We start from the raw sequence: 13,150 nt of genomic DNA on the forward strand, positions 1-13,150 counted from the left end.
TTGTGGCGCCATATAGACCCCATCATTCCAAACTGTCAACGCAGTTTCGTAAAAAAGAAGGAATTTTCTTTCCACAGCCAATATGGTCCTTTTTAACCAAATTTCAACTGGGAAAAACCGGCGATTCGAACGGTTGCGACGATTCCATGACAGTTACCGTGACAATTGGATGAATGAGCATGAAGCCTATGCCTTATATTCTGGCCGTCGATGGCGGCGGCACCGGATGCCGGGCGCTGCTTGCCGACAGCAATGGTGACCCCATAGGCCGAAGCACGAGCGGCCCCGCCAATATTGGCGCAGATCCGGCGACGGCTCTGGATAATATCATGCGCGCAGCAACACTGGCCGTGCACGATGCAGGACTGGATGTCTCTATATTGAATGAGACCTGCGCCGTGTTCGGGCTCGCAGGCGCAAACTCGCTCCCGGACAAGGATCGCGTGGAACAGAGCCTGCCTTTCGGCAAGGTGAAGATCGTTTCCGACGCTGTTACCGCCCTGCAAGGTGCGCTCGGTCAGAAAGACGGTGCCGTCGTCATTCTCGGCACCGGCTCGGTGTTCGTCAAAAGAGAAGAAGACGCTTTCGAGATTATCGGCGGGCGCGGCTTCATGTTGAGCGATCATGCGGGCGGCGCGCGGCTTGGTCGTGAACTTCTTGAAGAAACGCTGCTTGCTCTGGACGACATGACAGAGCGCACGGAACTTGCCGATGCCGTGCTGGCACGGTTCAACGGTGACATGCGCCAGATCATAATCTTTTCGCGCACGGCGACGGCCGCAGACTACGCCGCCTTCGCTCCCATCGTTTTTGACTATGCGCATAAGGGCGATGCGCTCGGCCTTTCGATCCTGCAACGCGCCTGCTCTTATATTGCCCGCGGTCTGGATGGGCTCGGTATAGAAACGCTTGGCCGGTTCAGCCTGACGGGAGGCCTCGCCTCATCCTATGCAGCCCTGCCATTTCTACCGCATCGGGAACGCTTTCGGCCCGCGCTTGGCGATGCGTTGCAGGGAGCATTATCGCTCGCCTTGCTGGCCAACGGACGAGATTAGCCGCGTGAACGCCATGCGCCATCGCGGATGTTCCACACTATAGAAGTCACGCATCGTGCATTCCAAAATCGATTCCGATTTTCGGGCCGATGCTGTAGCGGCAAAAAGACTTGTCGCGGCGGGGTTTACCCCCTAACTTCTTATATACAGGCACTCACAGATATTCGGCCTGATCTTGCGAAACGGTGCCAGCTCACGCTGGCGGCGTGTGTGGCGTATTCTTTTCATGCATTTCCGGACGGAAACCGGTTTCCGTTCCCAGAGGAAATGCTCCACAGGGGTGGCATGCTGACTAAAAAGGGCAAATATGGCCTGAAAGCCATGGTGCATCTGGCGGGCGTTGCAGATGGACAGCTGGTTTCGGCCAGCGAAATCGCCGAGAAGCACCATATACCGCGCAAGTTTCTCGACAATATTTTTACCGAACTTCGCAATGCCGGCTTCGTTCTTAGTCGCAAGGGCAAAGGCGGTGGCTTCTGTCTGGCCCGCCCGGCCCACGAGATTGCCATCGGCAATATCATCCGCGCGCTCGACGGCGCGCTTGCCCCCATCGCCTGCGCCAGCAAGACAGACTATCGCCCATGTGACGATTGCGATGAGGACGAATGCGAGGTGCGCCATATGATGCTCGATGTGCGCGAAGCCATCGCCAGCGTTCTGGATCATCGGACGCTAGCCGACAGCAAGGCCCTGGATATAGCCTCACTGTCAGAATAGGCCTCAAGCCGCGGCGGCCGACCAGTTCGGGAACGGATCGTTCAGCCCCGACCAGCGCTCTGGCACGAAGTCTTCTTCCTCAAGAAGACATTGATCCAGCTCATCGATGAGCGCATCTTCCTGCATCGGATCGACACCGATGAACACAATCTCCTGACGCCGATCGCCCCACACCTTATGAAAATATGGCTCCATGGCGCGCTGCCATTCGGGTTCCGCCGGCCAGTATTGCTTCGGCACGGATGACCACCAGCGCCCCCTTTTTCCGGTGCGGACCAACGCGCCCGCCTGACTGATTTCACCGACAAAATCCGGACGGGTGGCAAGCCAGAAGAAGCCTTTCGCCCGCACGACACCCGGCCAGCCCTTGTCGATGAACGATTGAAACCGTTCAGGATCGAAGGGACGTCGCGCACGATAGACAAAGGAGCGAACGCCATATTCCTCGGTCTCGGGCGTATGCGAGGCAAAGCCATGCAACTCCTTGTACCAGAGCGGATGCTCATGCGCCTTGTTGAAGTCGAAAAGCTTCGTGTCCAATATGGCGTCGAGCGACACTTCTCCGAAATCGACCTCCTCGATGCGGGCATCGGGATTGAGCGAGCGGATGACCTTGTGCGCCAGATCGCGCTCCTCTTTTGAAGCGGTCGATATCTTGTTCAGCACGACGACATCGGCGAACTCGATCTGTTCAACCAGAAGATCGACAAGCGTGCGCTCGTCATCTTCACCAAGGGATTCGCCGCGATCACGCAGAAAATCGCTCGATGCATAATCCTTCAGCAGATTGGCGGCATCAACAACTGTCACCATCGTATCGAGCCGAGCGACGTCCGAAAGACTGTTGCCCTTCTCGTCGCGAAACTCGAACGTGGCGGCAACCGGCAGTGGCTCGGCTATGCCGGTCGATTCGATCAGCAGATAATCGAAGCGTCCCTGAGCTGCCAGTTGTGAAACCTCCTTCAGGAGATCATCGCGCAATGTGCAGCAGATGCAGCCATTGGTCATTTCGACCAGCTGTTCATCCGTGCGGGAGAGATTGGCGCCGCCCTCACGAACGAGGGCGGCATCTATATTCACTTCACTCATATCATTGACGATCACCGCGACGCGGCGGTTCTCGCGATTATTGAGCACGTGATTGAGCAGTGTCGTCTTTCCGGCCCCGAGAAAACCGGACAAGACCGTAACGGGCAGTCTCTTTCTCATGACTCCGTTCCTCATCAAACTGGGTAGAATCAATCGTGATGGTGGTGATCGAGGTTGAAGGTCAGCGTGGTGAAATAGCTGAGCTTGTCCGCTTCCTTTGAATCAGACAGCGGCCTGGAATAGCCCGCCCCAACGACATTGAGACCCGCGTTGCGGATATTGATCCTGGCGATGCCTTCCGCGTCGGTTTTCACCGGCGCTGCGTGACTGTCATTGACATAATCCGCCGTAACCTCGACGCCTTCCACCGGCTTTCCGTCAAACAGAACCTGCACGGGAAGCTCGTTGCCCGCCTCCAATATTGTCGGGTCCATCAACGGAACGATTTCGAAAGGCAAACCTTGGGCTTCTGGCTTTTTGCGCAGATGATCCAGAATGGCGACAGCAAATTTCTGACTCTGGCTGGACTGTTTTGCGCCCGGCACTTCCGATTTCGGCTTGTTGACCCACTTGCCGTCCGGACCCTCGGCCCAGAAACCATTGTCGAATGTGCCGCTGACCACGACTGCATCCTTGGGCACGCTCAGCAGGGCATGATCTTCCTGTCGTTTGATCTCGACGGCGACATCCTTGCCCTCTCCATTCTTGGCCGTAACCGTCTTGAGCTTCTGCGGGTCATAGGCCTCATCGCTTGCGCCGTGACCGTAAACAACCGCCTGCGTTCCGTGACGTTCTGCAATCCAGATTCCATGAGCACCCGCGATTGCGGGAGCAAGAAAAGTCAAGACAGCACCAGCCTGAAGCGCCTTCACAAAGCTACGCATTCTCTTCTCCTTAATGTTATATCATAACAGATTTAGTGGTGAAAATAGGCGGCCTGAGCCGCCTTTGAGTGTCGAAATGCAAGTTTCGATCCGCTTCAATCAGGTCGAGGCGCACTCATTAGAGCATGTCTACCGAAAGTGGGAACCGGTTTCGGGATAAAGACATGCTGAAAAACAAACAGATAGAGCATTTCCAATGATTCAATTAAAACAGGAAATGCTCTAGTGCCGGGCTGCCCGTAAGTTAAAGCAGGGTCCAGCCCGGCACCGTTGCGACCGCTACCAAGTTATGGGCGTGCACCTGGCGAGGGCGCGGTCGCAGCTGTTGGCCCTATTTCGACAGACAGTCCTTCAACGAATCCGCCAGATTGCGAATGAGCTGCGGATAGAGATCCGGACCATCCTTCAGCTCTGCCCCCAGCGGATCGAGAACGCCTGTCCTGGCATCCGTTCCTTCGATAACTGTATTCACCAGCTTCGGTTCGAACTGCGGTTCGGAGAACACGCAGGTTGCGCCAAGCGATTTGATCTTCTCGTGAATTTCCTTGATGCGCGCGGCACCCGGCGCCTTTTCCGGGCTCACCGTGATTGATCCGGCCGCCTTCACACCGAAACGATTTTCGAAATACTGGTATGCATCATGGAAGACGATAAACGGCTTGTCCTTTACCGGCTCCAGTTCGCTGGCGACTTCCTTGGTCAGCGCGTCAATCTTCTCGCCATAGTCCTTGGCGTTCTTTTCATATTGCGCAGCGTGTTCGGGGTCGCTTTCGCCGAGCGTCTTGGCGATATCCGCCGCCAGAACCTTTCCGTTTTGCGGGTCGAGCCAGAAATGCAGATCATATTCACTGTGACCATGGTGATGGTCATGCCCGCTTTCCGATGCTTCGGCGGCATGATTGTGCCCCTTGTCGGCATCGGCGGCATCCTTCTTGTCATCGTGAGCATGGTCATGACCTTCGGCACCATGGTTGTGACCTTCATGGCCATGGTCATGCGCTTCGAACGGACCACCTTCACGGAACTTCAGCTTGGTCAGGCCATCCGCTTCACCAAGAGCGACAACCTTTGCGCCATCGCCAAGTGTATCGATGGGCTTGTCGAGGAAGGTTTCCATCGACGGCCCAGCCCAGAAAATCACCTTGGCGTGCTCGATTGCTTCGGCATCGGAGGGTTTCAGGCTGTAGACATGTTCGGAACCCGCACCCTGAACGATCAGTTTCGGCTCGCCCACACCCTGCATGACTGCGGAAACAATGGAATGGAGCGGTTTGATCGAGACCACGACGCCGTCGCGTTCTGCCGCAAGTGAGACATTTGCCGTACTAGCCAGAAATGCCGAGGCTAGGAGGAGGGAGCGGAGATGTTTCATAGTCTCTCTCTTGTACGATTGGGGAGGGGCACCATATTCATGTGATATGTTATTCTATTACGTCAGTTGCGTTATGCTATAACGTCTGTCATAAGGTGAGGCAACCCCCATTTTGGAAAAATCACAGCGGCGGTTGCGCAATAGAGCGGCAACGGAAAAAGACGCTGGGAAAAATTTCGAATCGGCGGATGATCCGTGCGTGGGACACGAACATACAGGCATTGAAAGCCCGGAATAAATGAGCAGGAAGACCGCCCTCCCCGCCGAAAAAGCGCGGGAAACATTGATTGAACTGAAAGATGCCGGCGTCTATCGCGACGGGCGCTGGCTCGTGCGCAATGTCGACCTGAGTGTTGAGCGCGGGGAGATCGTCACCCTGATCGGTCCGAATGGCGCGGGCAAGAGTACCGCCGCCAAGATGGCGCTGCGCATCCTGAAACCAGACGAAGGCAGCGTGATCCACGCGCCGGGCCTGCGCATCGGCTATGTGCCGCAAAAGATCAATATCGACCGCACGTTGCCGCTTTCGGTCGAGCGCCTGATGACCCTGACGGGGCCTCTCTCGCGCGAGGATACCGAGACGGCCTTGGAAGTGGTGGGCATTCCGCATCTGGCCAAGGCGGAAATCGCTAATCTGTCAGGCGGCGAGTTCCAGCGTGCGCTGATGGCGCGCGCACTCGCGCGCAAACCGGACCTCATGGTGCTGGACGAACCGGTGCAGGGCGTCGACTTTTCCGGCGAAGCTGCATTGTACGAACTGATTGCGAAACTGCGCGACGACACAGGCTGCGGCGTGCTGCTGATTTCGCACGACCTGCATCTGGTCATGGCGGCGACCGACCGCGTCATCTGCCTCAACGGGCATGTATGCTGCAGCGGGACGCCGCGCGATGTGACGGCGAGCCCTGAATATATGCGGCTGTTTGGCAGCCGGGCCGTCGGACCGCTTGCCGTTTATGAGCATCATCACGATCACACGCATCTGCCGGACGGGCGCGTGCTTCATGCCGACGGTTCCGTGACGGATCACTGCCACGCCGATGACGGCCATCATCATGACCATGAACACGGGCATGATCATGAACATCATCATCACGAAGGGAGCGCGCCGCGTGCTTGACGATTTCTTCACCCGCGCCATCATCGCCGGTGTCGGGCTTGCGCTCACGACCGGACCGCTCGGCTGCTTCATCGTCTGGCGGCGCATGGCCTATTTCGGCGATACCATGGCGCATTCCGCCCTGCTCGGCGTGGCGCTGGCGCTCATTTTCGACATCAATATGATGATCGGCGTGTTCGCCGTTGCCGTGGCGATTTCAGCCATTCTGCTGCTCTTGCAGCGCCGACACACATTGTCGGCGGATTCGCTGCTCGGCATCCTGTCCCATGCCACGCTGTCGCTTGGCCTCGTCCTCGTTGCCTTCATGACATGGGTGCGCGTCGACCTGCTGTCGTTCCTGTTCGGCGATATTCTGGCTGTCTCGCGAATGGATATCGCCTTCATCTATGGCGGCGGGGTGTTTGTGCTGGCGGTTCTGGCCTGGCTGTGGCGCCCTTTCCTTGCTGCCACCGTCAGCGAGGATATTGCCCGCGCCGAAGGCATGAACCCTGCCCTGTCGCGCATTGTTTTCATGCTGCTTCTGGCCATCGTCATCGCCATTGCGATGAAGATCGTCGGAATTCTATTGATCACCTCGCTGCTGATCATTCCGGCAGCAACGGCACGCCGCTTTTCCTCCACACCCGAACAGATGGCCATTCTGGCCTCACTGATCGGTGCTGCGGGGGTTATCGGCGGACTTTATGGTTCCATTCATTTCGACACGCCATCCGGCCCTTCCATTGTGGTCGCGGCGCTTGCCATTTTCATTTTGAGCCTGCTACCCCTACATAAGAGGGAAAAGGCATCACCGAAACGGATCGCTGGACAATGAGCACGCATCACCATCATCACGCCCCGCAGGACCTCACCCGCAATCAGACACTGGTTTTCGACGTTTTGTCCAAAGCGGAAGGCCCACTCAGCGCCTATACGATCCTCGACCAGTTGCGTGACGACGGTTTCCGCGCGCCGCTGCAGGTCTATCGCGCACTGGAAAAGCTGCTCGATTACGGGATGATCCATCGCCTTGAAAGCCTCAACGCCTTCGTTGCCTGCGCGCACCCGCAATGCCATCAGCAGGGTCTGGTGGCTTTCGCGATTTGCGAGAAATGCGGTCAGGTGACGGAATTCTCCGACGCGGCGATCGAGAACCTTGTCAGCGCCTGGAGCCTTCAGAACGGTTTCAAGTCGCGCAAGACGACACTGGAGCTGCGCGGCCTCTGCGAAGCCTGTGGCGAGCACTGACAAACAGGAACCTGTTCAAGGTAACCATGTCCGCAAAATCCCGGTTTAAAAAGTAACGCATCGGCAATCGAAACCTGCTAGATTAGTCTCAGGGGAATAGCAGGTAAGATTTTGATATGGCACGGGTTAAGCCATCCCACGAACGTCGTAGGGAAGAGAGACAGCGTACAAGGCTGCGCTCCGGAAAGATCGTGGGGCTCGATGGGCGTTTCATCATCGAATGCCAGTTCAGCGATATCGCGCCCCATGGCGCCAAGCTGAGAACTGTCGAAGTCCCGACCCTGCCCGAACGCTTCTGGCTGTTTGACGATTATTACGGACGCGCGCTTCTGGCCCGCGTGGCCTGGCGGGATGGTCGTGAAATGGGTGTGGAGCTTGTATCCGACCCGGCGGTCGCACCGCTCGATGACGAGCGCCTCGCCCAGCTTGCAGGAAAATACTATTCGCTGTGACTGACAGGCTCTGCGTTGGCCTGCTTCTCTGACTGCTTGGCCGGTGCCGTCGGTGTCGGCGTGCCGCGCATGTTCATGGCACGGATTTCTTCCGCTGAAATATAGTTGAACTGCTCAACCAGAAGGTCCTTGATGACCGGCTCGGGGAACCGCGCATTGAGATCGGTGATGATCGAGGCACGAACGTCCTCGAAACTCACCTTCTCGACCTCTTTCGTATCCGAATAGCTGCCATAGAATTTACGGAATATCTCATCGTTGATGAAGAATTCGAGCGGCACGGTCAGCTTCTTGCGAATGTTCGAATCGACCGTATAGACAAGCTGCGTCACCACATAACCGGCGACGCCGCCATTCGAGATGATCGGCACGCTCATCACATCTGTCTTGACGTAATCCACGCCGCCAAATCCACTGGTCGCCGCCTGCGCCTCACCCGACGATGAGACGTTCTGGCGAACCGCCAGGAAAAGCGAGCCGAAAGCGACGGCACAAATCCACAGACCGATGGCAATGATGCGGATCATCGTGCGTGACCGAGCCTCACACTCTGCATGCTGTAGGTGCCGTCGGCTTCCTGCGTTTCCAGCGCACCGCGAATGAGATCAGCCAACTCACCAACGGCCCGCAGATGCAGCTGCAGCGCTTCGCAGTTCTTCTCAAGCTTCTGCTTCAGGCTGTCGAGCAGCGGCTGAAGCCGCTTCATCGTCGCCGGTTCGGCAGCACTGGCCGCTTTCTTGATCGCTTTGTTGAAATCGTAAAGCCCACGGCTCTTGCGGGAGTTGATTTCCGCCAGATCCGGATTGCCGCCCTCCAGAAGAAGACGCGTTTCAGTATCGATGACATCTTCCAGACGTTGGATTGCCCGCACGACCGGCTTCAATGTGGGGTTCTCGGCCGGTTCCTCTGCCAGCGCCTGCCCCGGTTCGCTCGTGACAGTGACGATTTGCGAATCCTCTGGCGGCAGGCTGTTTTCAGAGCTTGTCTCGGTCATTTAGGGGTCCTCAATTATGAAGCATGGCGGACGCTATGGTTGCGGGCCAATCAGCCGCGCGCGCTGTCCGTATCGCTGTTGTTGTCGAGTTGCTTTTGAATGAGCTTGCGTTCGAAGCCATGCACGATGTCCTTCGATACGCCGTTCTGGCCCACACTTTCTCCCAGATTATTGATCACGTCTCCTAACGCTATCGTCGTCGGCGCGTCTGCCCGCCCGTTGCGCGCCGCCTGTTCCTCAAGCAACTTGGCAATGCCGACACCGCCGCCATCCGCCATCTTGTTTGCCATGGCTTCCGCCATCATGGACTTCCAGTATTCACCGGCAATCCCCTTCCCGAAGGTCGCCGTCGTGTCACTGGTGAACATCGACTGCACGAAGGATTGCAGCATGAAGGCCTCGAACTTGCGATAAGCCGGACTGGCCGCATTCTGCGCATCCGCTCGCACGCTGACCCCAGCCGCAAGGCTGTCGGAAAAGCTGGCGAAATTATCCCGCGTCAGTCCACCACCGGCGGCGGGTGCCGCCATTGTGGCTGCCCCAGTGGGTGCCGCCATTGTGGCTGCCCCAGTGGATGCCACCATGGTCCCGGATGCGGACGGCGCTCTCAGCCGTTCCGCCGCCATGCGATAGGCTTGCGGATCGGCTGCACGCGCCACGTCCATCACCAGATCTGACGGCGGGTTGATCGCCATGCATCTCTTCCTTCTTTTAGAGCGCGTTTCGATCTGATCGTCCTTGCGCGCATCTTGTCCAAAAATCGCTTCGCACTTTTTGGGATGCGCTTTGTTACTTGCACCATAATGGGTCAAACTTGACTGAAACTTGTGCGTGCGTTCAGCCTCGATTTTGCGCTCAATCAGGGTTTTGCAAGCGATTTGTCGTTTTCCGGCTAATAAATTCCTCGATCAAGCTGGAAAGTTCCCGCCGTTCGCGATCATTTTCAGCATCCGTCAGCCGCTCTTCCAGCAACCCGACACGTCTTTGTTCCTGCAGAAGTGCTTTGCGCTGTGATTCGAGACGCTGCTCGAGCTGCTGCGATTCGGCGGCATTGGTTCCAAGACGCTTGATGAGCAGCGATGGATCGATATCGAGCGTATCGCCATCATAGCGGCGATCCTGCATGGCGATGAGCGCCTCCCGCTCCTCATCCAGCGCGCCCTTGCGTGCATTGGCTGCGGCAAGAGCCTGTTCCAGCCGGGCGCTTCCGAGTTTTTGCAGTTCAATCAGCTTTTTCAGATTGCGTGGATTCGCCATGGCCACCCCTAAAACAGCTCGCGAAGCTGCGTCGCAGTTTCGTTGGTGAAGAAGCGCAGGAGTTCCGGCAGGATGAAATAGACCACCAACAGCCCTCCCCCCAGCACGAATGGCATCGATACGAAGTAAACCGGTATGGTCGGCGTCAGCTTGTTCACCAGACCGATGGCAAAATTGACGAGAATCGCAAAAACGATGAATGGCGCTGCAATACGCAGTGTCGCCAGAAAAGCCGCCGAAAGCGCATCGGTGAAGTCGATCATCGCCGCATCGGGGCGGAACTGCCCGTCAACCGGAATGGCCACATAGGAATTGAGCAGCGCCCGGAAGATTTCCAGATGCATATCGGTAATGAAGAACAGGAACAGTGCGCTGAAGGTGACGATGGTGGCAAGTGTCGCCTGCGGTTCACTTTCCGTGATGGCATCGGCAGGCGAGCCGGAATATCCGACTGAAACCGCCATCGTGTTTGCCATGAATTGCAACGCCCAGAAATAGATATGTGCCAGAATACCGATAACCGCGCCGACGAACATCTCGCTCGCCATCAGGCGGAATAGAGTCCACGGCTGCCCGGCATCGACAACGGTAACGATACGCTGCAGCACCAGCGGCAGGACTGCGAATGAACAGGCCAGCGCAATATAGAGCCTGACCTGCAACGGAATGCGCGCACTCGAAAGCCCCGGCATCAGCATCAGGCACGCACCGACCCGGCAGAACGCCAGAACGGCGGCCAGAATGATTTCGTTGAGCGGCAGTTGCGCGACAGGCACTCAAGGCCCTTTCATTATATGAAGCAATAACTAATCCCCTCGCCCTTCGATCCTTCGAGACGGTTCCCTTCGCTGCGCTCAGGGCACCTCCTCAGGATGAGGGGCGTAGGATCGAAGAATGCTGTCCTCTTACGAAATCGCGCCGAGTGACTTCACCTCCACACCACGTGCGATTTCGACATGGGACAAGACAGGCAGGGTGGCGAACAGACGCTCGATAATCATGCGAATGTATGGCCGCGCTTCTGGCGAGGAAACCAGCACGAAACGTTCGCCATTGTCGAAATGCTTGCGAATGACGGTGGAGGCCTCGGTGCCAAACTGTTCCAGCAGGCGCGGATCGATGTCGAATTCGACGATTTCACCTTTGGCGTCACGCTTGAGGCTCTGGTGGAAGACCAGATCCCAGCGATTGCCCAGACGCAAAACATTCAGCACGCCATTGTCGGAAAGATCGCCGCAAATCTGCTGCGCCATGCGCATGCGGACATGTTCCACAATCATTTCCGGGCGGCGAACAAGCGGTGCGATCTCCGCAATGGCTTCAAGGATCAGATGCAGGTTGCGGATGGAAATGCGTTCGGCGAGCAGCAGCTTCAGCACCGCCTGCAGGCCCGAATAGGAAATATGCGTCGGGCAGATATCTTCCAGAAGCTTGCGATATTCAGAGCCGAGACGGTCCAGCAGAATGCGCATATCCTTGTAGGAAAGAAGCTGGGCCAGATTGTTGCGGACGATTTCGCTCAAATGTGTCAGCAGGACTGAGAGATTATCCACGGTCATATAGCCATCGCGGCGGAGATCGGACGCAAAGGTTTCCGGCACGGAATAGGCGCGCATACCGAAGGCCGGTTCGCGCACTTCCTCACCCGGAATGGATGGGATCGGGCGGTCGCCAAGCACGACAAGCGTTTCACCGACGCGCAGCTCGTGGCTGGCAACGGCCGTACCGTGTATCTTGATGCGATAGCTTTTCGGCGGAAGCGCGATATCGTCCGTGACCTTGATTTCAGGGATGACGAAACCGTATTCCTGCGCGAACTTGCGGCGCATCTTGTTGACGCGATGCGCCAGCTCCTGCTGCGATGCGATCAGGCGGGCGGAAAGCTGCTTGCCGAGGCAAAGTTCGATCTGGTTGGTTTCGAGTGACGCCTTGACGGAATTGCGCTCCTGCTCTTCCGCTTCGCGCTGCTTCTTGCCGGCCTCGTTGGCTTCCGCCTCGCGCTGGCGCGCTTGTCGACGGGGTACGGCAATACCGATGAAGGCCATTGCGCCACCGAGCATAAAGAACGGGAAGGCTGGCAGGCCCGGCATGATGCCGAGGACGAAGAGCAGCATCGCCGCGACCAGAAGCGCCTTCGGATAGGCACCCAGCTGACCGAAGATCGCCTGATCGGCGGAGCCGCGTGTGCCGCCCTTCGACACCAGAAGACCGGCGGCAAGCGAGACGATCAGGGCCGGAATCTGTGTGACCAGACCATCGCCGACCGACAGCTTGGTGAAGACATCGGCTGCGTGCGCAATATCCATGTCGTGGCGCGTAGCGCCGATGATGATACCGCCGAAAATATTGACGGCGGTGATGATGAGACCTGCAATCGCATCGCCGCGCACGAATTTGGATGCACCGTCCATGGAGCCGAAGAAGGAGCTTTCCTCTTCCAGCTCGCGACGGCGGCGCTGCGCTTCCTTTTCATCGATCAGGCCGGACGACAGGTCGGCATCGATGGCCATCTGCTTGCCGGGAATGGCGTCGAGAGTGAAGCGCGCGCCCACTTCCGCGATACGCGTCGCGCCCTTGGTGATGACGAGGAAGTTGACGATGATGAGAATGCAGAAAACGACCAGACCGATGACGAAGTCGCCGCCCATCACGAATTGCGAGAAGCCGTGGATCACATGACCGGCGGCAAGATAGCCTTCATTGCCGTGGGTGAGAATCACGCGTGTCGTCGCGATATTCAGCGACAGTCGCATCATGGTGGCGATCAGCAGCACCGTTGGAAAGGCGGAAAAGTCTAGCGGGCGCTGAATCCAGAGCGCAACCATCAGGATCAGGACCGAGAAGGCGATCGAAAACGCCAGACCAATATCCAGCACGACAGCCGGAACAGGCAGGAAAAGCACGGTCAGGATGATGATGATGCCAACCGCCAGCCCCATATCGCTGCCGGTCAGAAGTCCGCTTTTCATCAAGGGTTTAGCCG

Annotated in this window: 15 protein-coding genes; 6 read left to right on the top strand and 9 right to left on the bottom strand. The window is 57.4% G+C overall.

The genetic code is table 11. The features are described from left to right. Positions 1–173: 173 nt before the first annotated feature. Positions 174–1,055 (top strand): glucosamine kinase nucleotide-binding domain-containing protein, encoded by an 882-nt coding sequence (locus tag AC1RHM_RS05400; protein ID WP_151576802.1) that lies wholly within the window; start codon positions 174–176, stop codon positions 1,053–1,055. Positions 1,056–1,340: 285 nt separating this feature from the next. Then, on the top strand, positions 1,341–1,772 hold the full coding sequence (locus tag AC1RHM_RS05405; protein ID WP_151576801.1) for an RrF2 family transcriptional regulator: 432 nt from the start codon (positions 1,341–1,343) through the stop codon (positions 1,770–1,772). Between the two features lie 3 nt (positions 1,773–1,775). Here the strand turns inward: AC1RHM_RS05405 and zigA are convergent, their stop codons facing one another. The 3 genes from zigA to znuA all read right to left on the bottom strand — a co-directional run bounded on the left by zigA (position 1,776) and on the right by znuA (position 5,117). Continuing rightward, the gene (zigA, locus tag AC1RHM_RS05410) at positions 1,776–2,981 is read right to left on the bottom strand and encodes a zinc metallochaperone GTPase ZigA (protein WP_012093487.1); all 1,206 of its coding nucleotides are present in this window, start codon (positions 2,979–2,981) and stop codon (positions 1,776–1,778) included. Positions 2,982–3,010: 29 nt separating this feature from the next. Next, on the bottom strand, positions 3,011–3,745 hold the full coding sequence (locus AC1RHM_RS05415) for a DUF4198 domain-containing protein (protein WP_010660762.1): 735 nt from the start codon (positions 3,743–3,745) through the stop codon (positions 3,011–3,013). A 331-nt stretch (positions 3,746–4,076) separates the two neighbouring features. Then, positions 4,077–5,117 carry a zinc ABC transporter substrate-binding protein ZnuA gene (znuA, locus tag AC1RHM_RS05420; protein WP_151576800.1) on the bottom strand — a complete coding sequence of 347 codons (1,041 nt, stop codon included), beginning with the start codon at positions 5,115–5,117 and terminating at the stop codon, positions 4,077–4,079. Between the two features lie 238 nt (positions 5,118–5,355). Between znuA and AC1RHM_RS05425 the strand changes: the two genes are divergently transcribed. The 4 genes from AC1RHM_RS05425 to AC1RHM_RS05440 all read left to right on the top strand — a co-directional run bounded on the left by AC1RHM_RS05425 (position 5,356) and on the right by AC1RHM_RS05440 (position 7,916). Beyond that, positions 5,356–6,237 carry an ATP-binding cassette domain-containing protein gene (locus AC1RHM_RS05425; protein WP_094515883.1) on the top strand — a complete coding sequence of 294 codons (882 nt, stop codon included), beginning with the start codon at positions 5,356–5,358 and terminating at the stop codon, positions 6,235–6,237. Then, entirely contained in the window at positions 6,191–7,051 is an 861-nt protein-coding gene (znuB, locus tag AC1RHM_RS05430) for a zinc ABC transporter permease subunit ZnuB (RefSeq protein WP_094515882.1), read from the top strand. The genes AC1RHM_RS05425 and znuB overlap by 47 nt, the downstream gene beginning before the upstream one ends. Then, positions 7,048–7,464 carry a Fur family transcriptional regulator gene (locus AC1RHM_RS05435; RefSeq protein ID WP_010660758.1) on the top strand — a complete coding sequence of 139 codons (417 nt, stop codon included), beginning with the start codon at positions 7,048–7,050 and terminating at the stop codon, positions 7,462–7,464. The genes znuB and AC1RHM_RS05435 overlap by 4 nt, the downstream gene beginning before the upstream one ends. Positions 7,465–7,580: 116 nt before the next feature. Continuing rightward, positions 7,581–7,916, top strand: a complete 336-nt coding sequence (locus AC1RHM_RS05440; RefSeq protein ID WP_010660757.1) for a PilZ domain-containing protein — start codon at positions 7,581–7,583, stop codon at positions 7,914–7,916. Here the strand turns inward: AC1RHM_RS05440 and AC1RHM_RS05445 are convergent. The 6 genes from AC1RHM_RS05445 to flhA form a co-directional block, all read right to left on the bottom strand. After that, on the bottom strand, positions 7,904–8,443 hold the full coding sequence (locus tag AC1RHM_RS05445; protein WP_010660756.1) for a hypothetical protein: 540 nt from the start codon (positions 8,441–8,443) through the stop codon (positions 7,904–7,906). The genes AC1RHM_RS05440 and AC1RHM_RS05445 overlap by 13 nt on opposite strands. Beyond that, a complete protein-coding gene (locus AC1RHM_RS05450; RefSeq protein ID WP_010660755.1) occupies positions 8,440–8,910 on the bottom strand; it encodes a hypothetical protein in 471 nt (156 codons plus the stop codon). The genes AC1RHM_RS05445 and AC1RHM_RS05450 overlap by 4 nt, the downstream gene beginning before the upstream one ends. A 50-nt stretch (positions 8,911–8,960) precedes the next feature. After that, positions 8,961–9,605, bottom strand: a complete 645-nt coding sequence (locus tag AC1RHM_RS05455) for a rod-binding protein (protein ID WP_151576799.1) — start codon at positions 9,603–9,605, stop codon at positions 8,961–8,963. Positions 9,606–9,765: 160 nt separating this feature from the next. Continuing rightward, complete coding sequence (locus tag AC1RHM_RS05460; protein WP_151576798.1) at positions 9,766–10,167, bottom strand: hypothetical protein; 402 nt, start codon at positions 10,165–10,167, stop codon at positions 9,766–9,768. An 8-nt stretch (positions 10,168–10,175) separates the two neighbouring features. Continuing rightward, entirely contained in the window at positions 10,176–10,943 is a 768-nt protein-coding gene (gene fliR, locus AC1RHM_RS05465; protein ID WP_151576797.1) for a flagellar biosynthetic protein FliR, read from the bottom strand. Between the two features lie 129 nt (positions 10,944–11,072). Then, on the bottom strand, positions 11,073–13,136 hold the full coding sequence (gene flhA / locus AC1RHM_RS05470) for a flagellar biosynthesis protein FlhA (protein ID WP_010660751.1): 2,064 nt from the start codon (positions 13,134–13,136) through the stop codon (positions 11,073–11,075). Between the last annotated feature and the right edge of the window lie 14 nt (positions 13,137–13,150).

The organism is Brucella sp. GW823-FHT04E01, assembly GCF_058796175.1.